The sequence below is a fragment of the Hymenobacter defluvii genome (assembly GCF_017589435.1).
GTDB lineage: Bacteria > Bacteroidota > Bacteroidia > Cytophagales > Hymenobacteraceae > Hymenobacter > Hymenobacter profundi.
The window spans coordinates 46,233-72,497 of record NZ_JAGETX010000008.1 but is presented as its reverse complement, the minus strand read 5'-3'; the positions used below and the strand labels follow the sequence as shown (position 1 = coordinate 72,497).

The window sequence follows — 26,265 nt, the reverse complement described above, 5'->3', positions numbered from 1 at the left end:
CGCAAGGCCCGCTATCAACCGATGGCGGGCCTTGTTGCGTGTGATGCCGGTCGGAACGACAACGTGGTGGCCACAGGTGCGGCATCAAGCGCCAGAATTTGTGCTTGGTAGGCGGCCGGCAGCAGCAACGACCGAAGCCAGCGCCCCAGCGCTACCCGTTGGGCCAGACGGTAAGCGGGTAGGGAGATGCGTAGCCAAGCCGCGTTGGGTAGCGATAGTAGCGTGCGCACATGGGGCGGCACTACCAGGCGTTGGCCAGCCAGTACCAATTGGTACCGAAAAGTCCCGAGGTGCTTGCGGTATTGACGGTACAGGTCGGTAGTGTAAGCGCTATGGGCCAAGTCGTTGGCTAGGTGATACTCGCGGGTAGGGAGCCAGGAGGCATAGGTATACGGAAGCTCTGGGATGCCCATACGACGCCCCACGCGGCAGAACACAGCCACTACCTCGTCCTTTTCTGTTTCCGTTAGTGGCCGCTCTAGCACCTCAAAGGCCCGGATGGAGTAATGAATCAGCATGAAGAGCACGTCGCGGTAGGCCCAGTCGGGAATGGCCATGCCCCGGTTTTGCTCCACCGCTCCGTGGATGGCAGCAATGGTGTCGATGGCCCGCTCGGCGGCGTGGCGTTCCGCGAATACAATCTTGCGGGCGTACTCCACCGTCGAAAACAGTCGGCCCAGCGGGTCGGAGGGTAGGCGGCCAGTGAAGTACAGCCAATCTACGGCCTTGTTGAGCGCAAACTCGGCTGCTGCCCCGGCAAAAATGAACAGAATCGTGTCGCCTTTTCCCCAGATGCGGCGCACAATGGAATCCGGCGCAACAAAATAATCCATAGCGTATTTCTGATATTTAAAGTACTTTGTAATGCAAAGTTAAGTTGCATTTGTGAGAACCTCACTACGTAGTGGTTATGAAAGCTGCCCGCCGTTGGCCGATTTATCTGTTGATCCTATTTTTTACCCTTGTGCTCGGGTTAAGTTCCCGCGTGTTTTCTTCCTCGCTACCAACCTGGATAGCGGCCTACGCGGGCGACACGCTATGGGCGCTACTGGTTTTCTGGCTGGTAGGACTACTCCGGCCTAACTGGCCCAGTGAGCGAGTGGCTGCCGTAGCGTTAGGGTTTGCATTCGGCATCGAAATCAGTCAGCTCTATCAGGCACCTTGGTTAAACGCTGTTCGGGCTACTACGCTGGGCAGTCTGGTGCTAGGCCATAGCTTCTTGTGGAGCGATTTGGTGTGTTATAGTGTGGGTATATTGGTAGGCTACCTGTTGGAAAGAAGAGAATTGTTATCTGCCAAAAGCTAAACAAAACAGGTAGTGGATGGCGCGGGGCTGTGCCCCGTGCCGACTATGCGCAGGCCTCTGGCCTGCCCGTCAGAACAATTTACTAAGCTAATCCCAACGGCGCGGACGACAGCAGGCCAGAGGTCTGCCCATAGTCGGCACGGGGCACAACCCCGCGCCATCCGCACCATCACAGCAGCTTATCAGCCGTGATGGGCAACTCCCGCACGCGCGTGCCGGTTGCGTGAAATACGGCATTGGCTATGGCGGCGGTAAAGCCTACCAAGCCAATTTCGCCCATGCCTTTGGCGCCGGTAGGCGTCAGGTAGGGGTCGGGTTGGTTGAGCAGGATAACGTCGATATCCGGGATGTCGGCGTTGGTGGGCACGTGGTACTCGGCCAGGTTATGGTTCACAAAACGGCCTAATCGGTGGTCGAGCACAGCCTCTTCCAGCAGCGCTAGCCCAATGCCCCACACCACGGCACCGTAGGCCTGACTGAGGGCCGTGCGGTGGTTGAGCACCCGCCCCGTATCCAGCGCCGACACCACCCGCACTACCCGCACTTCGCCGGTGTGTGGGTGCACATGCACCTCCACAAAATGCGCCGCGAAGAACTTGTCGGAGTGGGTCGGCTGCTTGGGCTTCGATTCCAAAGTAGCCTCAATGGCTGGCAAATGGCTTCGCTGCAACAACTCAGGGTAGGAAATACGAACGGTCGGATCATGCACATGGCGGATGCAACCCTCCGCAAAGACCAACTCAGCCGGCGTAAGCTGTTGGAAGGTAGGGTCGGGAAGTTGCATGAGTAACCCTTGTAACTGTAGCTTCAGGGCCATGCACACCTCATGCACCGCCGAGCCCACCGACACCGCCGTGAGCGAGCCAAACTGCCCCGGCGCATTGGGAAAAGCCGCGTCGCCCAGCTCAAACCGAATGTGCTCCGGGGCCAGGCCCAGGGCTTCGGCGGCAATCTGCGTCATGATGGTAGCCGTGCCGGGGCCTACGTCGGCGGTGCCGCTTTGCACCAGCAAAGAGCCATCGGCGCTAAGGCGGGCGTGGGCCGATGCAGCCGCCCGCGAAGCGTGGTAGATGCCCATGCTCATGCCCCAGCCCACCAGCCATTCGCCTTGGCGCATGCTACGCGGCTGCGGGTTGCGCTGCTCCCATCCAAACCGCTCGGCACCCTGCTGGTAGCAAGCGCGCAGGCCATTGCTCGACCACGGCTTGTCTTTTTCGGGGTCGGTTTCGGCGAAGTTGTGCAGGCGCAGGGCCAGCGGGTCCATGCCCAACTTGTAGGCCAGCTCGTCCATGGCCGATTCCAGGGCGAAGGAGCCGCTGGTTTCGCCGGGGCCGCGGGTCCAGCAGGGCGTGCTCATATCCAGCGGCACCACTCGGTAGGTGGCGTCCAGGTTGGGGCAGCGGTAGGCGGCTTTGGTGGGGTGTACCATGCGCTCGGCAAACGTCTCGTAGCGTGACGTCATGCCGTGACCTTCGTGGGTGATGCCTACCAGCGTGCCGTCGGGTAGGGCGCCCAGCCCTACCTTCTGTACCGACTGTGGCCGGTAGCCTACCATGTTGAACTCCTGGTTCCGGGCCAGCATCACCTTCACCGGACGATCAATCAATCGGGCACCCAGAATGGCGGCTACCTCATGCGGCCAGATCCGCGACGACCCTCCAAACGCCCCGCATACAAACGGCGAGTGTACATGCACTTTCTCGATGGGCAGCTGAAACATGCGCATCAGATCCTTCTGCGCCAGCTTGGCGCCCTGGGTTTTGTTGTACACAGTCAGCTCATCGCCCCGCCACACGGCAATGGCCGCGTGCGTTTCCATGGGGTTGTGCACCTGAATGGGCGTTTGGTACGTCTGCTCCACCTGCACGGGCGCGGTGCGGTAGGCGTGGCGTTGGCCGCGGGTATAGTCGGGTTCCTGCTCAGGCGTGATGCCGTGGGGTAGGTGCTCCGTCAGGTCAGTTTCGGCAGGTTCGGCGGCGTAAGTCACGCGCACCAGTGCGGCGGCGCACTGTGCCTGTTCCAGCGTATCGGCCATGACCAGGGCCACGGGCTGATTGCTGAACTGAATCTGGTCATTGTAAAACACCCGTACCTCCTGGCCTTCCACCCGCGGGTTGTGATTGTGCTCTTTGCTGAGGTAGCCCGGCACGGTGGGCGCGTTCTGGTGCGTCATGATGGCCCGCACGCCCGGTACCCGAGCCGCTTGCCGGGTATCGATTTCCTGAATGCGACCCTTGGCAATGGCGCTGGTGACCAGCACGCCGTGCAGGCAATCGGGCACTATATGCTCGGCGGCGTAGCGGGCGGCTCCGGTTACTTTCAGGCGGGCGTCCACGCGGCGGTGGGGTAGGCCCAGGTAGGTGGGGGAAAGTTGCGCTTCCATATTCAACAGACAAGTGCCCGATTACTAGCCGCAGCTACTTCTGCCGAAGGTGGGCACCGTTGCCCTGTGTACGGCAGGGCACTCAGCACGTTGAACAGGATTTCGGGCTTTCCCGCTCTATTTCAACCATTAGCACCTTCTCCTGTTATCAGACTACCCCGCTCTGCGGCGGGCACACGTTCCATCCTTTCCACCTACTACCTTTCTCATGGCAAACGACACCACTTCCCCGGCTACCTTCTCGCTGGCCGGCGACAAAACCATTAACCGCATGGGCTACGGCGCCATGCGCATCACGGGCGAAGGCATTTGGGGACCACCCCAGGACCACGATGAAGCCATTCGTGTTCTGAAAAAGACTGTGGAGTTGGGCATCAACTTCATTGACACAGCCGACAGCTACGGCCCCAACGTATCGGAGGAACTAATTGCCGAGGCTCTATATCCCTACCCCGCCGACCTGGTGATTGCCACCAAGGGCGGCCTGCTGCGCACCGGCCCCAACCAATGGCCCGTGAATGCCCACCCCGACCACCTGCGCGAGGCGCTGGAAGGCAGCCTGAAACGCCTGCGCCTGGAGCAGATTGAGCTATATCAGCTGCACCGCATCGACCCAGAAGTACCGTTTGAAGACACGCTGGCCTTCCTGAAAAAAGCCCAGGAAGACGGCTTGATCAAGCACATTGGCCTCTCGGAGGTGACGGTAGAGCAGATCAAGCAGGCCCAGAATGCGGTCAAGATCGTATCGGTACAAAACATGTACAGTGTCGACAACCGCAAGTGGGAGAAGGAGTTGGAGTACTGCCAGGAGCAGAACATTGCCTTCATTCCGTGGTACCCACTCAACGGTGGCAACATAGAGGTGATGGATAAGCTCACCGGCATCGGCAAGCAGTATGACGCTACCCCACAACAAGTGGCCCTAAGCTGGCTGCTACACCGCGCCCCCAACATCCTCCTAATTCCGGGCACCTCCAAAGTGAATCACCTGGAAGAAAACGTGAAAGCCGCCGACATCAAGCTGTCGGAAGCAGATATGCAGGAATTGAATAAGCTAGGCACGGCTGAGTAAAACGAACTTACCTGTCATCCTGAACGCAGTGAAGGACCTTCTCACGCTAGAACAAGTCGTTGTTTCGACAATCGTTCTAGCGTGAGAAGGTCCTTCACTGCGTTCAGGATGACAGGTGGGTTTTTCAACTCACCATTTCACAACTTCACAATTTTACCACTACTCCACCACCAGCTTCTGCACCACCGTGCGGCCGTCGGAGGTGTCGAGGCGGAGCGTGTAGAGGCCGGCGGCTTGCCCACGCAGGTCAATGGTGCGCGGGGCGGCGGTGGGGGCGCCCGCGGCGGCCGTACGTACCACACGGCCGGTTATATCCAGCACCGAATAAGGCGCAGCCCGGAGCGCCGGCTCATCAGCTTGCAGCGCAAACACACCGCTGGCGCTGGGGTTGGGGTACACGTTCAGGCTGCGCGTGTCTAGGGCCGTGCGGTTGGAGGTGGCCACGCCTACCATAGCTATGTTGTCGATGAGTAAGGTAGTGCCCGCCGTGAGCGACGAGGTGGGAGGAACGGTCGTGATGGAAACGTTACTGCCCGATGCAAAGCCAATGTGAATGGAGTCGGGCGCAGCAGATGAAGTGTACACCAGCGGCACCGTAGCCAGCGTGTAGTTGTCGGCGGTGGTTGTAAACGTCAGTTCGCCAGCAGCAATAGGCTCTTGCCGACCACTTACGGTGCGGGTGAGTTGCACGCGGGCGGTGGGTTTGTCGCCAGCAATGTTGGTGCCCGCGAGCTTGTAGTAGAATTGCATGTTGGCCGGCCGGCTCGTGAAGGGCAGGCCGCCCGGATACATAGAATTGGCGTTGAGTTTGTTGCCGAGAGCCAGTATGCCCGGCGCGACGATGTTACCTAGCACAGGAACGTTCACCGTCTTCGACTCTAGTCTGGCCGCAAAAGTACCCTGCTGGAAATCGGTGCTTTTCGTGACAGTACCGGTTTTAACGGATATGAGGGCCCCAAGGGGCGAGGCCGCAACAGCATCGTCGGTATTCAGCCAGTTGGTGGGCGCTTCCACGGTGTTGCGCGTGGCCCAGGTGTCGAGGTTGCCGTTGGGGATGGTTTGTGCCGATGCCTGCCCAAGGGTAAGGCCGAGCGCAAGCGGCAAGAAGGGTAGGAATGTTTTCATAAAAAGGTGTTGGGGTAGGGAGTGAGTAAACAGAAAGATAGTTCGTCAAATATAGCTAAACATACTATATAGAAAAGTAATATATAGTGTTTAATTGCTGCAAATGAACGAATTACGTCTTCTGTTGGCGCTGACGCGAGAATCCCACGGCGTATAGCCCACCCAGCAACAATCCCGTTAGCAAACCACCCGCGTGGGCCGCGTGGTCGATGTGGGCGTCGGTGCTGCCGGCCACGCTACTCACCAGAAAATAGAGCAGAAAGAACAGCATGGTGAGTCGCTCGCGGCGCTCCAGCGGCAACGCCTGCGTGAGCAGCAGCGCCAACTGCACCCCATACAGCCCAAATATCGACCCCGACGCCCCCACCGAATTGACGCCGCCCGTGTGCCACGCCAGGCTACCCAGGCTGCCGCCTACCCCGCATACCAGATAGGCCAGCAACAGCCGACGGCCGCCCAGCAGCGGCTCTGCCAACGTGCCCAGCAGCAGCAACGAGCTGGCATTAAGCAGCAAGTGGCCGGGGCCGCTGTGTACGAAACAACTGGTGAGCAGCCGCCACGGCTGGCCCGGCAGCGTGAGCGGCGAGTAATTGCTACCCCAGGCCACCAGCGCCGCCCCGCCCGGGTGCACCATCGACACACCAGCTAGCACCATCAGCAGAAAGACCAGCAAGTTTAAATCCAGCAGTGCTGGCGTGGCCCAGTGGCTGCGCGTGGGCCAGAATACGGCCCGTAGCAGCCGCAGCGCTACCGGCGCTTCGGGTAAGGCAGGGGGTAGGGATGGGCGGCGCCGCGCCGATGTTGGCGTTTCGGTTGGTACCAGGCCACGGCGTTGCAGCTCCTGGGTGGCGGCGTGCACCAGGGCGGCGGGGTAGCGCTCGGGGTGCTGGGCCAGGTAAAACAGCTCCGCCTCGGAAGTCGCCGCCAGCGGGGTAGGAGAATCAGCAGGCGGCGTATCAGACATAAGAAAGCGCTAAGGGTGAGGAGCGTGGGTGAAAATGAGCACCGCGCCATCGTGGGCGCGGGGACCGTAAGCCTGCGTGGCTACCCGCGGCCGTAACACCAGCACCGAGTCAATCTCCGCGGACGACAGCTCGGCTACCGGCGCGGGTAGCCCGTCGGAGAGTGGGTCGCTGGCGAGTGGCCTGTTGTGTAACAGATAAAGCGGGTTGGTGTTGGGATAGCGCGTAGGCACGGTCTGGCTGCGCACTACATCGGGGGAGGAGCGCAGTGGCAGTAGGGGCAGTTGTTTGGGGAGGCGAGAGGCCAGCACTTGGTAGCGCACGGCGTAGGCGGCGGTATCGCCTTGCTGAATTTCGCGGGTGATGAGAGAATCGCCCCCATTGAAACCATACGTCAGCAAACCAAGGACTGCATTGCGGCGCTTGTGCCCCAGCAGCATGGCTTCCAGCCGTTGCTGCATTACGGGCCGAAGCTTCAAGTCGTACTCAGCTGCGTGCGTCAGGCGGCCCCACTGCTCCTGAATCAGATTGATCTTACCCAGCAGGGTAGGATCGGGGGTAGGGCGCTGACTGGTGCGGGTGAGCAGCCAGGCCGTTTGGTACTCGGCCGTCCAATAGCGCGCTACCATCTGTTGGTAGTTGTTGCGGGCGATGGAGTCGCGCCACTCGGCGGCGGGCACCGTGGTGGCGGCTTCCCGCACCCGCTCCTGCGCCAGCGACTCGAAGTTAGGCATCATATCGTCGTTGGTAGCTGGCTGCTCTACCACGCTGGCGGGCAGCGATATAGGGCGCTCCGTCGAAAGAGTAGGGTCGGCGGCATCGGCATCGGTAGACTGTAGCGCCCACGCGCCAAGCAGCACAACCGCTACTAGTGCGCCACCAAGTAGCAGCCCGCGAGCCGAGTTTGAGCGCTCCGGTTCCGGGGCGTACTCCAAAAGCGACGCCGGGGTAGCACCCTGGGATATTTCTGGCAAGGTCAGGCCGCGTCGCCGCAATTCTTGCTGGGCCGTACGCACAATATCGGGATGGTAAAGGGCAGGATGGCTGGCGAGAAAGCGCAGAGCGTCGTCGGTTTTCTCGGTAAAGGAATCGGAGCCGGTAGACATAAAACCAGAATAGCGAAACGTAAAAGGCTAGAAGAAAAGCAAGGTCTGGAAAACGCGCAAGAAAAACCATGCCTCAACCGCCCGGCCTGCCACCCGTATAGCCAAGGGTAGGCAGCTGCGGCCGCCTGCACTTCTTTCCACTCAGACTTTCCTACCCTTATGGCTCAGCATCCCACGCCCCCGCTCGACGAAGAAACCGAAGACGCCCTCCGCGCCCGCGAATTTCAGCCCGATAGCCGCATGGCGGCCGGTAACAGCAGCGAGGCCCTCACCGGCAACAACGGCGACGACAACTCCGGCAGCGGCGGCACCGAAGGTGGCCACGAAATCACTGGTAAAAAGGTAGCCACCAGCACCGAGTACGACAAACCCGGCAACGCCGACGAAGGCGATGTAGGCGGCAGCACCACTAGCAGCGGCTCCGCTTCCGGCAGCGCCGGCACCGGTATCGGGCAAGTCAACCTGTAATTCCCACTCATTCTGTCACCCTTTCCACCCCATGAGCGACAACCAAAATAACCAGCCCGATAATCAGAAGCCCAACGATGGCACCCGTGCCGAGCGCCCAGAAAACGAGCGTGGCGTAGGCTCGCAACAGCAGGGCAACGCGCCCCAGACTTCGCCGGCTTCGGATAGCAGCGGCAACCACGGTGGTAACCGTGGCGGCGACCAACATGCCGATACCAGCGGTGCCAAAGGCAGCAGTGGCGCCGGTGCTCAACTCAGCGCTGACCAAAAAAACCAAGGTGGCGGCTCTGATGCTGAAGAAGCTGATCAAACCCAGAACACCACTGACTACAAGTCGGACTACGGTACTGGCAATGCCGCCCCTAGCCCCGCCAACGACGGTGGCACCATCGACGACGAAAACAACAGCTAACTCACTCTCCCTATGAATACTCCATCCATTCCTTCCGAACAAGACGAAGAAAAAGGCCGCATCGATTCTTCAAACGCCAAAAACGCTGATGCGACTATTGCGGACGGTTCCGGCGACGGTGCCCAACAAAACATGAACTCCTCTGAACTCGCCAAAAATAGCCCCGAAGCGGCAACCGAAAGCACCCAGGAAAACATGGGCGACGGCAGCGGTATCCGCGGCGACTACGGCGACAGCAGCCAAACCAACGGCAAAGAAGGCTGAAACTGAGTGTCGTTCGAGCGCATACGCTCGAATAGATAGCTCTACAAAACAGCGCGCATCCAGCGCGGAAGTGTATCTTCCGGCTCGATGCGCGCTGTTTTTTTATACTTGTTTTGTACGCTGCTGACGGGTAGGGTAGCCTTTGCGCAGCCCGGTAACCCCCTGCGCCACCTATTGCGGGCCGATACGGTGCGGTTTGGCCGCATACTGCGCAACCCGGCCGCCTACCGGGTGCAGGTGCTCTACACCCAGATTCGGCGCGATGCACGTGGACGGCCGCACTTCCGCAGCTACGGCTACCGCGTGCGGCCGCGGGAATACTTTTACCCGGCCAGCACCGTGAAGCTGCCGGTGGTAGCTGTGGCACTGGAGAAAATCAACGGTATCAACCACATACAGGAAAGGCATCTCGCCCGTCCGCTCACCCGCGAATCGCCCTTACAGATTGATTCTGCTTTTGCGGGGCAAACGCGGGTAGTAGCCGACAGCAGCGCCCGTAACGGCCAACCTACCCTGGGTAATTACATGCGTAAGGTGCTGTTGGTGAGTGATAACGAGGCATACAATCGGTTGTATGAATTCGTAGGGCAGGGAGAGGTAATCCGAGCCTTGCGCAACCACGGGTTGCGCCATACGCGCATCATTAGCCGGCTGGCGGTGGGCGACCAGGAGCCCGGCTCGCGGCATACCAACCCATTCACGTTTTTCACCGACAGCACTCAGCTCCAGGTGCTGTACCGCCAACCTGCTGCCTACCATTCGGGGGCGTTGCCCCCGTTGCGAGCCACGCGCCTGCATGTAGGCCACGCCTGGCAGAACGGCAACCAGCGCATCAACCAGCCCTTCAACTTCACCAACAAAAACTTTTTTCCCCTGCGCGAGCAGCAGCAGGTGCTGCGTGCCTTGCTGTTTCCGGAGGCCGTGCCCCGCCGCCAGCGCTTCAATGGGCTGCGCGCCGCCGACTACCAATTTCTGCGGCGCTACCTGTCGCTGCTGCCCCGGCAGAGTCGGTATCCTACCTACGACTCTCTGGTTTACCCCGACAACTACGCGAAATTTCTGCTGGCCGGTGACCCACCCGCTGCGCTGCCGGCAGGCGTGCGCATCTACAACAAAATAGGACAGGCATACGGCTTTCTGATCGACAACGCCTACATCACCGACGAAGCGCACGGCGTGGAATTCCTGCTCAGCGCCGTCATCTACGTCAACGCCGACGGCGTGCTCAACGACGACCACTACGACTACGATACCATCGGCTTTCCTTTTCTGCGCGACCTGGGTAGGGCAGTATACGAGTGGGAAGTACGGCGGAAGCAAACAGCACGCCCGTAGCTGCGCCGTCGCTTTCCTTACGAAAGCCCTTCCTACGGTTCTGCGCCGCCTGAAAACACTTGTTGAAGCTGTTTAGGAAATAGGCTAGGCCGTCATGCTGAGTCTGTCGAAGCATAACGGCCTAGCCTATTTCCTAAACAGCTGCATTGCCTCCAGTGCCTCAACCGCAAAAGGAAGCGTCGTCATGCCTTCTACAAAAATAGCTTGATGCCGCCATTCGCCACCAGCCCTTCTAGCGGTGCCCACACCTCCCGGAAAGACGGCTGGTTGACGGGCGGTAGCACAACGGACTCGTAGCGGTTCTGCCGAATGTTAAGCAGGTTTTCAAAGTTGAGAAACACGCTGAAATGCTTCCAGCGCCGCTCGCCCATGGCGCCCAGCAGCCAGTAGGAAGGCGACTCCTCGCCCGTCGACAGCGGTTTGCGGCCGATGTAGTAGGCTTCCAGCCCTACCCTGAACTTGCCTTCCTGCTCGTACACGCCCACCAAATTCACGCGGTGCTTGGCTGTTAGTGGAACGGCGCTGTTGTAGTCGGCGCCGCTGTACCGGCGGCGGGTGTCTACCAAGCTGTACCCGGCGTAGAGCTGGAAATCCTCGTAGCCGATGTGGACGTTAGTTTCCAGCCCCCGGCTGCTAATCGGGCCGTCGGCGTTGGCGAACTGGTAGGTAGCCGTACCCGCTCCCGGCGTGATAATGGCCGGAATATCAAGTACTAGCGCGTGGTTGAGCTGGGTGTAAAAGAACAGTTGATTGATGGACACGTCCAGCACTTCAAACAGAGTAGTGTGGTAGTTTACATCGAAGTTGCCGCCGCGGGAAGTTTCGGCTTGGGCGGCGTTTTGGTTGATGGGCAGCACGTTGCGGAAGCCCACGCTTTCGGCATCTTCAGTGAATAGGGTAGGGGCTTTATAACCCAATCCGCCGCCGAGGCGAGAAGTCAGGTGTTCCGATAGTCGGAACAGCGCCGACACGCGGGGTAGGGCGAAGAAGCCAAAGCGGTTGTGATAATCGCCACGCAGGCCGGTTTCCAGCGTCAGCCAGGGCCGCACGCGGTAGTTGTTTTGCAGAAAGGCGCCTACCGTGGTGTACTGATAGTTGCGCCCCAGCGCGGCCCCGCGCTCTGTGAATTGCTCCGTCCAGAGGTTGCCGCCGCCAATCCACTCGGCCCGCTCGCCGGTGTGCGTGTAGCTGGCTTCGCTGAAACTGGCCACCTGCTGCCCGGCAAAGCGGTACCCCGGCTGCGTGATGGTGCGGTTGAAGTAGCTCACGCTGTTTTTCACCGTGAGTATGGAGCGGGCAAAGCGCTTGTCGAATTGCAGCTGCGAGGAGGCCCGGTCGGAGCGGTTGCGCTCGAAGTAACGGTGCTGACTATCGGCGTCGCCGATAGTCAGCACCTGCATGTCGCCGCCGATACGGTTTTCCCAGTTGCCCATCGCGCCTACCGTTAGGGTAGCCGTGGGCGTGAGGTAGAAATACAGCCGCGGGTTGAACGTGTACCGCTCGTAGTGCGGAATGGCCGAAAAGCCGGTGTTGCCGGGGTCGTATTCCTGCTGCGTGTTGCGGGCGGCAAACAGCGTGACGCCTACCTTCTGGCCTTTCTGCGCCCAGAAGCCACTGAGGTCGAGGCCGCCGGCGGTGGTGCCGTTGGCCATAAAGCTTAGCTCCCGCTCGGCGGTAGGGCGCTTGGTAATCAGGTTGACCAGTCCCGCAATGGCCCCGCCGCCATAGAGCGTAGACGCCGACCCTTTGATTACCTCAATCTGCCGCAGGTTCAGCGGCGGAATCTGCAAGATGCTCAGGCCCGCTGCGAAGCCCGAGTACAGCGGAAAGCCATCCTGCAACAACTGCGTGTAGCGCCCATCCAGCCCCTGAATGCGAATAGTAGCGCTGGCCGATACAGCTGAGGTTTGCTGCACCTGAATGCCGGTGCTTTCGTTGAGCTGCATGCGAATATCGCCGGGCCGCATGTTGGCTTTCTCTTCCAACTCCTCGCCCGTAATGGCCTCAATACGGGTAGGGATATCGTCGATGCTGCGGTTGCTGCGGGTAGAGGTCACCACCACTTCTTCCAGCACCTCGCCCTCCACGGCCACCAGTTGCACCACCAGCGAGTCGCCGGGCAGGGGGAGGGCCAGGCTATCGGTTTGGGATTGGTAGCCAATGGAAGAGTAGGTAAGCGCGTAGCGTCCCGGCGCCGGCACGGGTAGGGCCAGTCGCCCGTCCGTATCGGCCGCGGCACCCACGTTGCCCGGCATGAGTCGGGCCGTGGCCCCGATGAGCGGTTTGCCGGTTTCGGCATCCCGAATAGAAACCCGGAGGGTGCCTTGCCCCCAGGCAATGGGCATAGTGAAGAGTGTCAGCCCCAGCGACACAGGTAGAAATTTCATGAAAACAAGAGAATAGCGTAGCCAATAGCCACCCAAGCCATCAAAAAGACTGGGCGGCAACCATCGGAAAAACTACGCTACGCGGGGCGGTTGCCAGATGCGCCCCGGCACTTCCAGCGCGTGTGGCGCTTGGTAGGTAGACCGCACCGCTTCAGCAAGCGGAGAGGGTAGGGGGCGTGCAGCCACAGGCGGTACAAGCTGCGGCACTGTGAAGCCAGGGCACGCCGTACACAGACAAAACGGCGAGCAACTCTCCGTGTGCGTGTGGTCGTCGTGGTCGGGGGCAGAAGCCTGGGCGGTGGTGGTTGGCTCGTCTTGGCAGACATCCCCACAGGGTAGGCCAGCCAGCACCAACACATACATCGCCAGGAAAAAGGCCCACAGCTTCATGCAGCAAAGGTAGTCGTTAGGTAGGTTAGTTATGTCAGAAGCTGTCAGCACGATGTAGAGACGCATATTTGCGTCTCGTCGTTGCTGCTATTGAAGCTGTTTAGAAAGTTAAAAGATTAACTATTGAACGCCAGATTAAGCATGACCGCCTGACGACTCTCCAAACAGCTTCATTGGTTATCCAACAACGAGATTATCGGCACGATGTCGTTGCTGCTATCGATTGTTCGACGATAAGACGCAAGTATGCGTCTCTACACTGGGTTGTTACCTGTTATAAGCAGCTTCTTATGGTCAACCTGCGTCCCTCAGCAGCTTGCAGCCACATAACCCCACAGCCGGCTTTCGTGTTGACCGGTATCTTTAAGGCCAAGTTCCTGATTCCTCTCTATGCTTCTATCCCGATTTCGCGCCGCGCTGCTTGCAGTTCTTCTTGCTTCTGGTGCAGCGCCTAGTGCGAAAGCCCAAGCCCCCAAAACCTGGTCTTCCTCGGAAATCCTGCTGGGTCTGAAAAAGCTGAACGTCCTCGGTTCGGCCATGTACATCGCTGCCCACCCCGACGACGAAAATACGCGTTTCCTGGCCTACCTCGCCAACGGCCGCCTGCTGGAAACCAGCTACCTCAGCTGCACCCGCGGCGACGGCGGCCAGGACCTCATCGGCCCTGAAATTCGAGAGCAACTGGGCCTTATTCGGACGCAGGAGTTGCTGGCCGCCCGCCGCATCGACGGGGCGCACCAGTTTTTTACCCGCGCCAATGATTTCGGCTTCTCCAAAACCTCACAGGAAACCTTCACCATCTGGGACAAGGAGCAGGTATTGGCCGATATGGTGTGGGTGATTCGGCAGCGCCGGCCCGACGTGCTGTTCACCCGCTTTCCCCCCGACGCCCGCGCTGGCCACGGCCACCACCAGGCCAGCGCCATCCTGGCCGCCGAAGCCTTCGACGCGGCCGGCGACCCCAAACGCTTCCCCGAGCAGCTGAAATACGTGCAGCCCTGGCAGCCCAAGCGCCTGCTCTGGAATACCGGCAGCTACTTCACGCGCCCCGGCGAGGACCTGAGCGGCTACTTAAAAGTGGATGCCGGCGGCTACAACGCCCTGCTGGGTAGGAGCTACGGCGAAATCGCCGCCGAAAGCCGCTCCCAGCACCGCAGCCAGGGCTTCGGCTCGGCCGCCCAGCGCGGTGAGGCGCTAGAATACCTGCAACCCGTGAAGGGCGACAAGGCCAAAACCGACCCCTTCGAGGGCATCGATCAGACCTGGAACCGTGTGCCTGGCGGCGCGGCGGTAGGCAAGCTGGTGGATAAGGTGATTAAGGAGTATGACGCGGCAAATCCGGCGGCGAGCGTGGCGGGGTTGCTGAAGGTGCGCAGTCAGTTACAAAGTGCCGCGAAAGAACAATTCTGGTATCTGGAAAAAATGCAGCAGGTAGATGTGCTGCTTCAAGCCTGCTTAGGACTACACATTGAGGCCAATGCGCCAACGGCGTCAATTGCGGCCAGCCAAACAGCTGAGGTAGTGGTGGAAGCAGTCAACCAGGGTGCTGTGCCTATCACGGTACGGCAGGTATGGGCTGAGGGCTTTGGCCGTGACACACTGGTTGCCAAAGAGCTACGGACAGGCCAAACTATGCGGGTAGTCTTGCGGCTGCCAGTGAGCAAGCAGGTGCCACCCTCTCAGCCTTATTGGCTACGCGAGCCCGGCACCATCGGCATGTACACCGTGCCCGCCGAACTGCCACTGGCACAGGCAGACCTGGCAGTTCGCAAGAAATCAAAAACCGAAAACTGGTTAACAGTTGACCGCCAACACCTGATTGGGCGCCCAGAAAATCCGATTTCTCCTAATGTGACGTTAGAATTGGTGTTGCAAAGTGTACCTTTTTATATAACCGTTCCCGTCCAGTACAAACACACCGACCCCGTCCTCGGCGAGCGGTACCAGCCGCTGGCCGTGGTGCCGCCTGTAGCGGTAAACATTGCCGGCAAAGCCTACGTTTTCGCTGATAACCAGCCCAAAACAGTGCCCGTAACGCTCGTTGCCGGCAAAGACAACGTGCGCGGTAACCTTACGCTGCAAGTACCCGCCGGCTGGCAGGTGGAGCCGGCCAGCGTGCCCTTCGAGTTGAAAGCAAAAGGCGCTGAGCAGTTGGTACAGTTTCAGGTGAAGCCTACCAGCAGCACAAACAGCGAAGGTCAGCTCCGCGCCACTGCTTCCGTCGACGGCCAGACGTACACCCGCGGTTTGCAGACGATTGCCTACCCGCACATCCCTACCCAAACGCTGTTCCCCGAGGCTGTGGCCCCGCTGGTGCGGGTAGACTTGGCGAAGAAAGGCAACAACATCGGCTACATCATGGGCGCCGGCGACGAAGTGCCCGAGGCGCTGCGGCAGATTGGCTACACCGTTTCCCTACTCAATGCCGATGAGGTGACGCCCGAAACCCTACGCCGCTTCGATGCGGTGCTGCTGGGCGTGCGCGCCTACAACACCGTGGAGCGCCTGCGCGTGGCCCAGCCTACGCTGCTCGATTACGTGAAAAATGGCGGCAACCTCATCGTGCAGTACGTAGTGAGCCGCGGCGTGCTGCTGCCCGAAATCGGCCCTTACCCCCTCACACTCTCCAACGACCGCGTGACGGTAGAAAACGCTCCCGTTAAGTTCCTCAACCCCAAAGCGCCCATCCTCAACACGCCCAACAAAATCACCGCGAAAGATTTTGAAGGCTGGGTGCAGGAGCAGGGCCTCTACTACCCCAGCAAGTGGGACAGCCACTACCAAACTGTCATCAGCAGCCACGACCCCGGCGAGACGGACAAGGAAAGCGCCATCCTCGTCGCCGACTACGGCAAGGGCCACTACATCTACACTGGCCTCTCGCTGTTCCGCGAGTTGCCCGCCGGCGTACCTGGCGCCTACCGCATCCTGGCCAACATGATTTCGTTGGGCAAGTAGAAACACTTCCTATCGAATCACCACTAAAGCAGGTTCAATAGGAAGTGGCACATAATAATACAAGGTAGGCGCTACTTTTGCCTAGACAGCCCTTAAGTCAAGCGTTGATAGCTTCAAGCGAATTCACTATACACTCTTACTGAATGCTTATTAACTTTTTATGCAATATGCGCTTAAAGTATATTGTATTTGCTGTAGTTCTACTCACGGGAAGTGCGTGTCGGAGGTCTTCTTCTTCGTGTGCACTCCTAAAAAATGATCTGGAAAGTGAGCAGGATACTACCGGCCTCACAACCAAACACGCTCATTCGGGTCATTATTCTTACGTGTTGCCTCATGGATCACAGTTTGGTAGTAAAGTATTTAAAGCGCCATTGAGTAGTTGCGGAAAAATTCCGCGAAAAATTCGTGCTAGCGCCCAAGCCTATGTGATGAGCGGTCGTGTTGGTACAACCATGCTAGTGGTATCGCTGCAGTGCCACGGTCGTCGGCCGGATGTTTGGGCAGCTTTGACTATAAACGAAGCAGTAAAGCGTTTTCAAACATGGGTTGATCTCAAGAAAACTATTGAGATTCCGGCGGATGCTCTTCCTACAGACGAAGTGCAAGTCTATGTATGGCATATGGACGCAACGGCCGAACCCACCTATTTTGATGACTTTAAAATAAAGGGTTACGAATAATAAATGAATTTCCACATGCGTACATATTTTTACTCTGTGTTTCATGGAACGCGTTATGCAGCATGGTTCCTAGTGGCAATACATGCTTTTTTATTGTTGGCTTTAGTATCTGCTTTGTATTGTTTTGGAATAATTCGTTATATACCACTTGAGCACAATCTGTCTCAGATGGATGTGTATTGGTATAGTCAAATCGTGAGAGACGGCTATACTTATTCCAGTACAGGAATGAGCAATGCAGCTTTCTTTCCCTTATTTCCCTATTTATGGCGAGCTACCGGTTTCGGAGCGCTAGGTATAGCAGTATTTAACGTTAGTATTTTTTTAGTGGCATTCACCCTGCTTGCACAAAATATTCGACTATTCCCCCACCAAACACTATTATTGTTATCTACTCCTGTGTTGCTATTTATGATAGTGCCATACACAGAGGCTTTGTTTTTTCTGTTTGCCTCGTTGCTACTAATTGGTTTGCACCGTCGGCAAATGCTATGGTTTATTTTAGGGCTACTTGGATGTGGTCTCACACGTTCAGCTAGTACTATTTTTACACCAGGGTTACTGTTTATGACATTTCTATGGGCAGCACAACCGGGTCAGTTGTGGGTAGCAATTCGTTGGGGAGTTACTGGCTTACTTACTTTGTTACTCTCCTTAGGCATTGTAGCCTACATACAATGGTACCAAACAGGGGAGCCATGGGGCTTTGTGCTGGCACAGCAGCACTGGCACCACGTTTTGCAATGGCCAGCTTATCCTTGGCGCACAGCTTCAGGAATCAACATGCTTTGGCTAGATGGTGCTGCTATGTGGCTGGGATTATTGTCTATTGGCATTTGTTGCTGGCTATTCGTGCGCTTGCTGCAGAGAATATTAGCTCAGAGACAATTACCTGCAGTACCAAGCATTGTAGTCTTTGCACTAGGATACTGCGTGTGTACTTTTTCTTTTATCTTATTATTTCAAGGATATAGTATCTGGAATGCTAGTCGTTACACAATAGCAACTCCTTTTTTCGTTGTATTGGTTTGGCATGTAAGCCGTCAGCCCGCGTGGTCTTTTAAACAGTATGCGATAGGAACACTATTTACTATGGTTTTTTGGCAAATGTTTGGTATTTATACTGATGATTTTGATAATTTTAATTTAGGTGAATCTTTATGGTATTTTGGATTGTTAACTATTTATATATTTTCTTATGTAGGTTGGAGACAACTACCCTTTCGCCGAGAAATAACGATGATATTATATGTATTTAATCTAGTGATGCAATTACACCTTTTGGAGAGTTTTTTACAGTCATTTGTTGTTCAGTAAAAATATAATAATTGATTTAAATATTTTGTATTGTATATATATTTTATAAATAAACTTTGATTTCCACTATTAATTACTGCCATCAGTATGAAGCCAAAGCCAGAACAGTTGAACGCTTCATCTACTTTTCTTACCGAGGATAGGGTAAAAAATAAGGTGAGTTGGCAAACCTGGTACTGGCTGGTACTAGGCGCCCTGGCGGTCGAAATCGGCTTTTTCGCCTACTTAACTAACCTCTTCGCTTGAGTCTGCTCGATTGGTTGGTGCTAGGCGGCACCTTGCTGTTTATTGTGGGCTACGGCACCTGGCGCACGCGCACGGCCGGCCGCACCCTCGACGGCTATTTGCTGGGCGGGCGACAGGCCAGTTGGTGGGGTATCGGGCTGAGTATCATTGCCACGCAGGCTTCGGCCATTACGTTTCTTAGCACGCCCGGCCAGGCCTACGCCGACGGCATGCGCTTCATCCAGTTCTACTTTGGGCTGCCGGTAGCCATGGTGCTCATCGCCATTTTCGCGGTGCCCATCTTCCACCGATTGCAGGTGTTCACGGCCTACGAGTACCTGGAAGGCCGCTTCGACAGGCGCACGCGCACCTTGGCCGCAGTGCTGTTTCTGGTGCAGCGTGGTCTCAGCAACGGCCTTTCGCTCTACGCGCCTGCGCTGGTGCTATCGGCGGTGCTGGGCTGGGATATCTCTTTGACGGTGTGGATGATTGGCGGCATGATGATTCTCTACACCGTAACGGGTGGTAGCCGGGCGGTGGCCGTCACGCAGCAGTTTCAGGTGGGCGTTATCTTCACGGGCATGGTGGTGGCGGGCTACCTGCTGGTGCACTACCTACCAGCGGAGGTAGGTTTTTCGGAAGCCATGCAGCTGGCCGGCCACCAGGGCAAGCTGAACCTGGTTGATTTTAGCTTCGACTTCAAAGACCGCTATAATTTCTGGTCGGGGATGACGGGCGGTTTGTTTCTGGCCCTGTCCTACTTCGGCACCGACCAAAGCCAGGTGCAACGCTACCTGGCCGGCCGCAGCCAGCGCGAAAGCCGCCTGGGCCTGCTCCTCAACGGCCTCGTGAAAGTGCCCATGCAGTTTGGCATCCTGCTGATCGGCGTGCTATTGTTTGTGTTCTACCAGTTCAACCCGGCGCCGCTCACCTTCAACCGCCCCGTGCTGGATGAGGCTGCCCGCAACCCTACCTACGCGCCCGCCCTGCGCCAGCTGCAAACCGAGCGCACCCAACTGGCCACGGCCCGGCACAAGGCTTCCCAGCAACTCGTGCGCGCCTACACCACTCGCAACCTCGAGCAAATAGCCGCTGCCGAAACCCACCGCCAGGCCGTAGATGCCGCTGTGCAGGGGCTACAGAGCCGCACCCAAACCCTACTGAAACAAGCGGCACCCGCTGCCAAAGCGCAGGAAGCAGACTTCGTATTTATCACCTTCGTGCTGAACTACTTGCCGCACGGGCTGGTGGGTTTGTTGCTGGCCGTTGTGCTATCGGCGGCTATGGGTTCGGCGGCGGGTGGCCTTAATGCGCTGGCGTCTACCACCGTGGTAGACCTCTACCGCCCCGCCTACCCCGGCGCCAATGAGGTACGGTGTGTGCGCGTATCGCGCTGGGCTACGGTGGGGTGGGGCGTGTTGGGCATCGGCTTCGCCCTGTTCGCCGCCCGCCTCGAAAACCTGATTCAAGCCGTGAATATCCTGGGCTCTCTGTTTTATGGCGCGATGCTGGGGCTATTTATGGTCGCATTTTTTCTGCCGAAGATTCAGGCAAAGGCGGCCTTCTGGGCTACGGTGGTAGGCCAGATAGCCGTGCTGGTGCTGTTCAATACCACCGATATCGGGTATCTGTGGTTTAACATAATTGGGTGCGGGTTGGTGGTGCTGGTAGCCTTGGTGGTGCAACGGATGGCCTCACCTCCCGTTCCTCTCTCCCACGGGTAGGAGGAGCTAGACATGAGCCGTTAAACGCAGCCACCTCAGCTAATGCGTCGCTAATTGCCAGTTAATCAAAATAAAAGAGAAGCCAACTGCGCGAGCGGTTGGCTTCTCTTTGAATGTTTCCAGTAGCAGTCACGACGAAACAAGCCGAAGCAACTGGGTTGAATGATCTATGTCTGACTTCCTCTCTCCTTAGGGAGGGAGCCGCGGGGTGAGGCCCTACTTTTTCGCCTCAGCAATCAGGGCGTCATTCATTTTTACGTATTCCGTGTTTTTAGCTTCGGCGGCCAACTTTTTCGACTGCTCGGCGGAGGCGAGGGCAGCTTTCTTATCCTTCATCTTTAGCTCCAGCTTGGCTTGCGTGTGCAGGTTCCAGAACTTAGGGTCGGTGGCGTTGGCCTTCTTCAGCCACGTGAGAGCCTGCTTGTTGTCCTTGTTGTTGTCGATGTAGTAAACAGCAGCAGCGGCGAGGTCACCGGCCGAGGGGGTAGCGTTGTTGATGACCTTGTCATTGATCTGAGCCATCACCTTGGTATCCACATCAGTCTTGATGCCGAACTTCACGCCTACCGATTCCCACTGCATATCCACGTTGGCAGTGGCAGGCGTCAGGTCCACGAAGTTCATTGTGAAGGTTTCCTGCTTAGTACCAAGGCGGTAGGGCTTCACCATAAACTTGGCCACATCGTCCTCATCCTTGAAGCCGGCCACATCGGCACCGCGCTTGATGTCCTTGCTCAGTACAATGGTCCAGGAGTCTTTACCAGGCACCGAGTAAATGCCGTATTCGCCAGCGGCCACCTTTTTGCCTTCCACAGTCACATCGTCCGAAAACTTAATTTTAGTGGTGGCATTAGCGCCCGTGCGCCAGCGCTGACCGTAGGGTAGCAGCGTACCGTAAATGGAACGGCCTTTCACGCCGGGGCGCGAGTAAGTGATGGTAACATCCGTAAGGCCTACGCGCTGGGTAATGGTGCTAGTAGGGCTAGCAGCAGGTGTGCTAATCTGGGCTTGAGCAGCAGCGCTCAGCAGTAAACCCGTGGCAAAAAACGTGGCGCCCGCCACGCGGGTAGCTTTTGAAAGAGTAGTGGCAATCATAGAGAAATGAAAAGCAAATTGGAATGGGGCAAAAGTAGCGAAAACGAGCGCATCCGGCTGCGTGGTAGCAGAATAAGTAGAGACACAGTATATTGTGTTTCTTCGTTTCTGACGTTGGGTAACCAGACTACTGTTGGTCGTTCAACAACGCGATATAAACTGTTGTGCCTCCACGCTGCGTTAGGTCAGTTGCCGCAAGGATATACTGTGCTGCACCAATAGCGCTTCCACAGCTGCTAGGGTAGCGGGTGCTATCAGGCAGCGCAGATCGAGGTAGTAGCAGGCGGCTTGGGTAGGATAGAGCAAGAGCCAATCGGGACCTACCCGCACGGCGCGGCGTATAGCATTCCAGGGCGTCCGAAACTCGCCGACCGCGCTATTGCCTTGCAAGGCTTCATCGGTTAGCGTAAAGTCTGCTGGTTGTTGCAGCACCGGGTTTTGCGTGTAACCGCGCCGTAGTTGCCGGCGCACTAGCGCAGCCCGTAGCAGCCCATACGCCACACCCACTACCAATAGAGCCGGCGTCGACCAGGTGGTGATGTGGCCCCGCGTGTTCATTAGCTCCATCACCAAACTTGCCGTCAGCAACGCCAGCCCTACCCCCAGAATCCAGTGGTTGCGCCGGGTAGCAGGCGCTGCTCGCCACAGCCGAAAGTTCACCGCCACAAACTCATCGGCCGACATGGTGACGTGGGAGAACTGGATGGGTGGCATGAGGGCAGGGTAGGGAGAGAGCGGCAAGATAGAGCGTCACTCCGAACTGGTTGAGGAGTCTCGCGTGCTGACGAAAGGTACTAACTCACATGAGCGCACGAGATTCTTACTGATAGTCGGAATCACGAACCACTACTAGCACGCGAGATTTCTCACTGCGTTCGAAATGACGTTTCAGATTAAATGAGCTAGCTCAACTCAAACTGCAACTTCAACAAGTTAGCATACAGGCCATTATCATAATGAGCCAGTTCCTCGTGTGTGCCTTGTTCCACAATCTGGCCACCGTCGATGACCAGGATTTTGTCGGCTTTGCGGATGGTGGAGAGGCGGTGGGCGATGATGATGCTAGTGCGGCCTACCATCAGCTCGTCCATGGCGCTTTGCACTAGCTTCTCGCTTTCGGAGTCGAGGGCGGAAGTGGCTTCGTCTAGGATGAGGATAGCCGGGTTTTTCAGGATGGCGCGGGCAATAGCAATGCGCTGGCGCTGCCCGCCCGAGAGCTTGATGCCCCGCTCGCCTACCAACGTATCCAGCCCCTCCGGGAACGACTCGATGAACATCCACGCATTGGCCTGCTTGGCCGCCCGGATGATTTCTGCGTCGGTAGCCGAGGTGTCGCCGTAGGCAATGTTTTCGCGGATGGTACCGCCGAACAGGATGGTTTCCTGGGGCACAATGCCAATGTGGCGGCGCAGCTCCGTGAGGTCGAGTAGGGCAGCATCGCGGCCGTCGATGAGGATTTTGCCGCCGCTCAACTCATAAAACTGCATCAGTAGCTGCACAATAGTGCTCTTGCCGGCGCCCGAGGGGCCTACCAGCGCCACTTTCTCGCCGGCCTGAATGTCGAAACTGATGTCCTTGAGTACGGCCAGGTCGGGGCGGGTAGGGTAGCGGAAAGCCACGTGCTGGTACTCGATGTCGCCGCGAATCTGGAGGGGCGTGGCACCGGGGAGGTGGGTAGGCTCGGCGGGCTCGTCCAGAATTTCGAGGATGCGCTCCGAGGAGCCCAGCGTGCTTTGCACCTTGCCGTATAGCTCGCCCAGCCCGGCCACCGAAGCACCGATGAAGATGGTGTAGAGGGCAAACTGCGTGAGGTCGCCAATGGTCATCTGGCCCGATTGCACCAGCGTGGCCGCGCGCCATAGCACTAGCACAATACCACCAAACAGCCCCACAATAACAAATGACACAAACCCGCCGCGGTAGAGGTTGCTCTGCAAAGCGGCCTTCACCGTGCGCGTAAGCGAGCTGGTATAGCGGCCAGTTTCAAACTGTTCGTTGGTGAAGGCCTTCACCGTGTTGATGCCCTGCAAGGTTTCCTCCACAATCACGTTGGTTTTGGCCAACTCGTCCTGCGTCACCTTAGCCAATACCCGGATTTTACGCCCAAACACCATCGCCAGCACCACAATGGGCGGAAACGTGAGCAGCATAAACATCGACAGCTTCACCGATACCACCATGATAAACACGATGCCTGCCAGCAGCGTCGTCACTTGCCGAAACAACTCGGCCAGCGTCAGCGAAAAGGAATCCTGAATCACGCTCACGTCGGAAGTGATGCGCGAGGTGATGGCCCCTACCCGGTTGCGCTCGAAGTAGGGAATGGGTAGGGTTACGAACTTCTGGTAGAGCGCCTGCCGGATGTCGCGCACCGTGAACTCGCTCACCTGCGTGAAAAACCAGATGCGCCCGAACGAGAACATTCCCTGTAACAGAATCAGCGCCGCAAATCCCAGGGCAATCTGGTTGATGGAAACCACGGTGCCGTTGGGAAGAGTCACCGGGTGGCCGCTGGCGGTATCGGCTAGCTTACCGATAATCCAGGGGAAAGCCATGGTGGTGGCACTGGACAGCGTGAGCAGCACCAGACCAATGATGAACTTGGTGCGGTAGGGCAACGTGAAACGGAAAATGCGCAGCCCCTGCCGAAAGCTCTCCTTATTCAGTTTCACCTTCGGCGCATCGCTGCCGACGTCGTTGCCGCTGGTATTCAATCCACTTCGAGCCATTGTGTATGTATTACTATCAGAGAGCCAAAGAAAAGTGTTGTCGTGCGTGCTACACCTCCTGTCATCCTGAGCTTGCGAAGGACCTTCTCACGCGAGAACGAGTCGTTGGTACGTCTGTCATTCTACCGTGACAAGGTCCTTCGCAAGCTCAGGATGACAAGGAGGCGTAGCATTACAGGTAGTTTCCTTTAGCGTTAATCATCTTAATTGCTTATTCAAATTTCGTTTTGCCCTGCTCTACCTTCAGGTTCTTGGAGTTGCCGAAGGGCACAGGCACACGCACCAACACTGCTACCGGCTGGCCCTTGCGAGTGGCCGGCTGCCAGGCGGGCATAAGGGCCAACACGCGCAGGGCCTCGGCGTCGCAGGCGGGCGAGAGACTTTGCACCACGGTTGTGTTTTGCAGCTTACCATCGGCCGCCACAGTGGCCTGTACCACCACATCGCCCGCCACGTTGCTGACGCGTGCCGCCTCCGGATACTTTACCTGTTGCTGAAAAAAAGCACTTAGGGCCTCGGTGCCGCCCGGAAACTGTGGGGCCACATCGGGGCGGTTAGCGGCGGGGGCGCGCTGAGCCTGCATCCGACCAGCGCGCAACTCAGTGGGCTGCTTGGCCGGCGGGGTAGGAGTTTGGGCCTGCGCCATAATACCCGCAAGAAACAGCAGGCAGATGAAGAACAGATGTTTCATAGCGGAGGGGTAGTCCAAAATATAGCTTCAGACCAGCGCACAAAGGTACGCTACCCCTCAACAACCTCTACACCGCAGGGTTCAATTCGCGAGTAGCGGCGGGCCGGGAAATTAGCAGCAGGCCGATAAACGTGAGGATACCGTTGAGTATCAGGATTTCAAAGCCAAACTCGTAGTCCCACCACGCTTTGGAATTAGCGTTGATAAACCACGTGACGAGCGGGGCCGCGAAGCATACGGGCAGTACCAGCCGGTCGTGCAGGCCGCGGCTGGTGAAGATACCGAAAGAGTAGAGTCCCAGCAGTGGGCCGTACGTGTAGCCCGCCGCCTTAAACACGGCCGTAATGACGCTTTGGTCGTTGATGGCCCGGAAAATCAGGATAATGACAATCAATACCAGCGAGAAGCCAAAGTGCGTGAGCTGGCGCACCTGCTTCTGCTTGCGCTCGTCGTACTGCTTGATATCCAGCATGTCCACGCAAAAGGAGGTCGTGAGGGCCGTCAGGGCCGAGTCGGCGGAGGCGTAGGTAACGGCAATGATGCCCAGGATGAACACGACGCCTGCAAACAGGGAGAAATGGTTGGTAGCCAGCAGCGGAAACACGTTGTCGCCGATGACTTTGCCGGTAGCCGGGTTGGTGGGTAGGGCAATGCCCTTGGCGGCGGCAAACTGGTAGAGCAGCACGCCCAGCGACAGGAAAAACACGTTCACAATGACAATGGCAATCGTGAACCAGAACATGTTTTTCTGGGCGTCTTGGAGGTTGCGGCAGCTCAGGTTTTTCTGCATCAGGTCCTGGTCGAGGCCAGTCATCACGATGGTGATGAAGGCGCCCGAGGCAAACTGCTTCCAGAAAAACTTGTCGTCTTTGGGGTCGGAGAAGTAGATCTGCGACATGGCGCTTTCCTTCACCGTTTTCACCAGGCCGGCAAAGCCCAGGTTCAGCTCGTCGGCCATCAGGTAGATGCTCACGCCCACGCACACCAGCATGGCCAGGGTTTGGAAGGTATCAGTCCAGAGAATGGTTTTGAGGCCGCCGCGGAAGGTATACAGGTAAATCAGCAGAATGCTAACCGATACGGTAACGGCAAACGGCACGCCCAGCCCATCGAACACGGCAAATTGCAGCACGCCCGCCACCAGAAACAGCCGGAACGCCGCGCCTACTGCTCTGGAAATCAAGAAGAAAAACGCGCCCGTCTTGTAGCTCCAGAACCCAAACCGCTGCTCCAGGTAGGTGTAGATAGATACCAACTGCAAGCGGTAGTAGAGTGGCATCAGCACGGTGCCAATTACCAGGTAACCTATCGTATAGCCCAATACCACGGCCATATAGCTCCAGGCCTGCCCCTGCACCATGCCCGGAATGGAGATGAACGTGACGCCCGACAGCGAGGTGCCAATCATGGCAAACGCCACCATGTACCAGGGGGCGTTGCGGTTGGCAATGAAAAACGACTCGCTAGTGGCCTTCTGCGATGTGAGGATCGAGATGATGACGAGCACCACGAAGTAGCCCGCAATCAGGCTCAGGATGAGGGTAGGGGACATGGACTTTAGCTGTTAGCTTTTGGCTGTTAGCTGATAGCGCCGATGTGAAGGTCGACAGCTACAACAAGAACCTCAAAGCTA

The 26,265-nt window shown here is 57.6% G+C and carries 22 protein-coding genes; 10 read left to right on the top strand and 12 right to left on the bottom strand.

Going from position 1 to position 26,265, the window contains the following annotated elements; all coding sequences use genetic code 11:
• Window positions 1–14 precede the first annotated feature (14 nt).
• Complete coding sequence (locus J4D97_RS14630) at window positions 15–833, bottom strand: oxygenase MpaB family protein (RefSeq protein WP_208308188.1); 819 nt, start codon at window positions 831–833, stop codon at window positions 15–17.
• Window positions 834–985: 152 nt separating this feature from the next.
• Here J4D97_RS14630 and J4D97_RS14625 point away from each other — a divergent pair, with 152 nt between their 5' ends.
• A complete protein-coding gene (locus J4D97_RS14625) occupies window positions 986–1,306 on the top strand; it encodes a DUF2809 domain-containing protein (RefSeq protein WP_347879348.1) in 321 nt (106 codons plus the stop codon).
• A gap of 169 nt (window positions 1,307–1,475) precedes the next feature.
• Here the strand turns inward: J4D97_RS14625 and J4D97_RS14620 are convergent, their stop codons facing one another.
• Complete coding sequence (locus J4D97_RS14620; RefSeq protein WP_208308186.1) at window positions 1,476–3,689, bottom strand: xanthine dehydrogenase family protein molybdopterin-binding subunit; 2,214 nt, start codon at window positions 3,687–3,689, stop codon at window positions 1,476–1,478.
• A 208-nt stretch (window positions 3,690–3,897) separates the two neighbouring features.
• On the opposite strand from J4D97_RS14620, the gene J4D97_RS14615 reads away from it, so the two are divergent.
• Window positions 3,898–4,761 carry an aldo/keto reductase gene (locus J4D97_RS14615; RefSeq protein ID WP_208308185.1) on the top strand — a complete coding sequence of 288 codons (864 nt, stop codon included), beginning with the start codon at window positions 3,898–3,900 and terminating at the stop codon, window positions 4,759–4,761.
• Window positions 4,762–4,920: 159 nt separating this feature from the next.
• Here the strand turns inward: J4D97_RS14615 and J4D97_RS14610 are convergent, their stop codons facing one another.
• The 3 genes from J4D97_RS14610 to J4D97_RS14600 form a co-directional block, all read right to left on the bottom strand.
• The gene (locus J4D97_RS14610; protein ID WP_208308184.1) at window positions 4,921–5,886 is read right to left on the bottom strand and encodes a T9SS type A sorting domain-containing protein; all 966 of its coding nucleotides are present in this window, start codon (window positions 5,884–5,886) and stop codon (window positions 4,921–4,923) included.
• A gap of 112 nt (window positions 5,887–5,998) precedes the next feature.
• The gene (locus J4D97_RS14605) at window positions 5,999–6,850 is read right to left on the bottom strand and encodes a rhomboid family intramembrane serine protease (protein WP_208308183.1); all 852 of its coding nucleotides are present in this window, start codon (window positions 6,848–6,850) and stop codon (window positions 5,999–6,001) included.
• A gap of 9 nt (window positions 6,851–6,859) precedes the next feature.
• A complete protein-coding gene (locus J4D97_RS14600; protein WP_208308182.1) occupies window positions 6,860–7,954 on the bottom strand; it encodes a hypothetical protein in 1,095 nt (364 codons plus the stop codon).
• A 159-nt stretch (window positions 7,955–8,113) separates the two neighbouring features.
• Here J4D97_RS14600 and J4D97_RS14595 point away from each other — a divergent pair, with 159 nt between their 5' ends.
• The 4 genes from J4D97_RS14595 (at window position 8,114) to J4D97_RS14580 (ending at window position 10,433) form a co-directional block, all read left to right on the top strand.
• Window positions 8,114–8,422: a hypothetical protein gene (locus J4D97_RS14595; RefSeq protein ID WP_185280815.1), complete on the top strand. Its 309-nt coding sequence runs from the start codon at window positions 8,114–8,116 to the stop codon at window positions 8,420–8,422.
• A gap of 31 nt (window positions 8,423–8,453) precedes the next feature.
• Window positions 8,454–8,834, top strand: coding sequence for a hypothetical protein (locus tag J4D97_RS14590; protein WP_185280814.1), 381 nt, complete (start codon window positions 8,454–8,456; stop codon window positions 8,832–8,834).
• 12 nt (window positions 8,835–8,846) lie between these two features.
• The gene (locus J4D97_RS14585) at window positions 8,847–9,098 is read left to right on the top strand and encodes a hypothetical protein (protein WP_185280813.1); all 252 of its coding nucleotides are present in this window, start codon (window positions 8,847–8,849) and stop codon (window positions 9,096–9,098) included.
• A gap of 87 nt (window positions 9,099–9,185) precedes the next feature.
• The gene (locus J4D97_RS14580; RefSeq protein WP_208308181.1) at window positions 9,186–10,433 is read left to right on the top strand and encodes a serine hydrolase; all 1,248 of its coding nucleotides are present in this window, start codon (window positions 9,186–9,188) and stop codon (window positions 10,431–10,433) included.
• Window positions 10,434–10,624: 191 nt separating this feature from the next.
• On the opposite strand, the gene J4D97_RS14575 is transcribed toward J4D97_RS14580, so the two are convergent.
• Together J4D97_RS14575 and J4D97_RS14570 are read right to left on the bottom strand one after the other, a co-directional pair.
• Entirely contained in the window at window positions 10,625–12,820 is a 2,196-nt protein-coding gene (locus J4D97_RS14575) for a TonB-dependent receptor (protein ID WP_208308180.1), read from the bottom strand.
• Between the two features lie 72 nt (window positions 12,821–12,892).
• Entirely contained in the window at window positions 12,893–13,276 is a 384-nt protein-coding gene (locus J4D97_RS14570) for a DUF6660 family protein (protein ID WP_208308179.1), read from the bottom strand.
• Window positions 13,277–13,600: 324 nt separating this feature from the next.
• Between J4D97_RS14570 and J4D97_RS14565 the strand changes: the two genes are divergently transcribed.
• The 4 genes from J4D97_RS14565 (at window position 13,601) to J4D97_RS14550 (ending at window position 20,117) form a co-directional block, all read left to right on the top strand.
• Window positions 13,601–16,168, top strand: coding sequence for a PIG-L family deacetylase (locus J4D97_RS14565; RefSeq protein WP_208308178.1), 2,568 nt, complete (start codon window positions 13,601–13,603; stop codon window positions 16,166–16,168).
• A gap of 143 nt (window positions 16,169–16,311) precedes the next feature.
• Window positions 16,312–16,851 carry a hypothetical protein gene (locus J4D97_RS14560; RefSeq protein ID WP_208308177.1) on the top strand — a complete coding sequence of 180 codons (540 nt, stop codon included), beginning with the start codon at window positions 16,312–16,314 and terminating at the stop codon, window positions 16,849–16,851.
• A 15-nt stretch (window positions 16,852–16,866) separates the two neighbouring features.
• Window positions 16,867–18,168: a hypothetical protein gene (locus J4D97_RS14555; RefSeq protein ID WP_208308176.1), complete on the top strand. Its 1,302-nt coding sequence runs from the start codon at window positions 16,867–16,869 to the stop codon at window positions 18,166–18,168.
• A gap of 242 nt (window positions 18,169–18,410) precedes the next feature.
• Complete coding sequence (locus tag J4D97_RS14550; RefSeq protein ID WP_208308175.1) at window positions 18,411–20,117, top strand: sodium:solute symporter; 1,707 nt, start codon at window positions 18,411–18,413, stop codon at window positions 20,115–20,117.
• 216 nt (window positions 20,118–20,333) lie between these two features.
• Here the strand turns inward: J4D97_RS14550 and J4D97_RS14545 are convergent, their stop codons facing one another.
• The 5 genes from J4D97_RS14545 to J4D97_RS14525 form a co-directional block, all read right to left on the bottom strand.
• The gene (locus tag J4D97_RS14545) at window positions 20,334–21,212 is read right to left on the bottom strand and encodes a DUF2911 domain-containing protein (RefSeq protein WP_185280806.1); all 879 of its coding nucleotides are present in this window, start codon (window positions 21,210–21,212) and stop codon (window positions 20,334–20,336) included.
• A 180-nt stretch (window positions 21,213–21,392) separates the two neighbouring features.
• Entirely contained in the window at window positions 21,393–21,926 is a 534-nt protein-coding gene (locus tag J4D97_RS14540) for a hypothetical protein (RefSeq protein ID WP_208308174.1), read from the bottom strand.
• 188 nt (window positions 21,927–22,114) lie between these two features.
• Entirely contained in the window at window positions 22,115–23,941 is a 1,827-nt protein-coding gene (locus J4D97_RS14535) for an ABC transporter ATP-binding protein (RefSeq protein ID WP_185280804.1), read from the bottom strand.
• Window positions 23,942–24,152: 211 nt separating this feature from the next.
• Window positions 24,153–24,632, bottom strand: a complete 480-nt coding sequence (locus J4D97_RS14530) for an energy transducer TonB (protein WP_208308173.1) — start codon at window positions 24,630–24,632, stop codon at window positions 24,153–24,155.
• 67 nt (window positions 24,633–24,699) lie between these two features.
• Window positions 24,700–26,184 (bottom strand): sodium:solute symporter, encoded by a 1,485-nt coding sequence (locus J4D97_RS14525; protein ID WP_208308172.1) that lies wholly within the window; start codon window positions 26,182–26,184, stop codon window positions 24,700–24,702.
• Between the last annotated feature and the right edge of the window lie 81 nt (window positions 26,185–26,265).

What these genes read in the sequence shown, in the direction of transcription:
- J4D97_RS14630 (WP_208308188.1), bottom strand. Translation starts at nt 833, where the DNA reads ATGGATTATTTTGTTGCGCCGGATTCCATTGTGCGCCGCATCTGGGGA.
- J4D97_RS14620 (WP_208308186.1), bottom strand. Translation starts at nt 3,689, where the DNA reads ATGGAAGCGCAACTTTCCCCCACCTACCTGGGCCTACCCCACCGCCGC.
- J4D97_RS14615 (WP_208308185.1), top strand. Translation starts at nt 3,898, where the DNA reads ATGGCAAACGACACCACTTCCCCGGCTACCTTCTCGCTGGCCGGCGAC.
- J4D97_RS14610 (WP_208308184.1), bottom strand. Translation starts at nt 5,886, where the DNA reads ATGAAAACATTCCTACCCTTCTTGCCGCTTGCGCTCGGCCTTACCCTT.
- J4D97_RS14605 (WP_208308183.1), bottom strand. Translation starts at nt 6,850, where the DNA reads ATGTCTGATACGCCGCCTGCTGATTCTCCTACCCCGCTGGCGGCGACT.
- J4D97_RS14600 (WP_208308182.1), bottom strand. Translation starts at nt 7,954, where the DNA reads ATGTCTACCGGCTCCGATTCCTTTACCGAGAAAACCGACGACGCTCTG.
- J4D97_RS14595 (WP_185280815.1), top strand. Translation starts at nt 8,114, where the DNA reads ATGGCTCAGCATCCCACGCCCCCGCTCGACGAAGAAACCGAAGACGCC.
- J4D97_RS14590 (WP_185280814.1), top strand. Translation starts at nt 8,454, where the DNA reads ATGAGCGACAACCAAAATAACCAGCCCGATAATCAGAAGCCCAACGAT.
- J4D97_RS14585 (WP_185280813.1), top strand. Translation starts at nt 8,847, where the DNA reads ATGAATACTCCATCCATTCCTTCCGAACAAGACGAAGAAAAAGGCCGC.
- J4D97_RS14580 (WP_208308181.1), top strand. Translation starts at nt 9,186, where the DNA reads ATGCGCGCTGTTTTTTTATACTTGTTTTGTACGCTGCTGACGGGTAGG.
- J4D97_RS14575 (WP_208308180.1), bottom strand. Translation starts at nt 12,820, where the DNA reads ATGAAATTTCTACCTGTGTCGCTGGGGCTGACACTCTTCACTATGCCC.
- J4D97_RS14570 (WP_208308179.1), bottom strand. Translation starts at nt 13,276, where the DNA reads ATGCGTCTCTACATCGTGCTGACAGCTTCTGACATAACTAACCTACCT.
- J4D97_RS14565 (WP_208308178.1), top strand. Translation starts at nt 13,601, where the DNA reads ATGCTTCTATCCCGATTTCGCGCCGCGCTGCTTGCAGTTCTTCTTGCT.
- J4D97_RS14560 (WP_208308177.1), top strand. Translation starts at nt 16,312, where the DNA reads ATGCTTATTAACTTTTTATGCAATATGCGCTTAAAGTATATTGTATTT.
- J4D97_RS14555 (WP_208308176.1), top strand. Translation starts at nt 16,867, where the DNA reads ATGCGTACATATTTTTACTCTGTGTTTCATGGAACGCGTTATGCAGCA.
- J4D97_RS14545 (WP_185280806.1), bottom strand. Translation starts at nt 21,212, where the DNA reads ATGATTGCCACTACTCTTTCAAAAGCTACCCGCGTGGCGGGCGCCACG.
- J4D97_RS14540 (WP_208308174.1), bottom strand. Translation starts at nt 21,926, where the DNA reads ATGCCACCCATCCAGTTCTCCCACGTCACCATGTCGGCCGATGAGTTT.
- J4D97_RS14535 (WP_185280804.1), bottom strand. Translation starts at nt 23,941, where the DNA reads ATGGCTCGAAGTGGATTGAATACCAGCGGCAACGACGTCGGCAGCGAT.
- J4D97_RS14530 (WP_208308173.1), bottom strand. Translation starts at nt 24,632, where the DNA reads ATGAAACATCTGTTCTTCATCTGCCTGCTGTTTCTTGCGGGTATTATG.
- J4D97_RS14525 (WP_208308172.1), bottom strand. Translation starts at nt 26,184, where the DNA reads ATGTCCCCTACCCTCATCCTGAGCCTGATTGCGGGCTACTTCGTGGTG.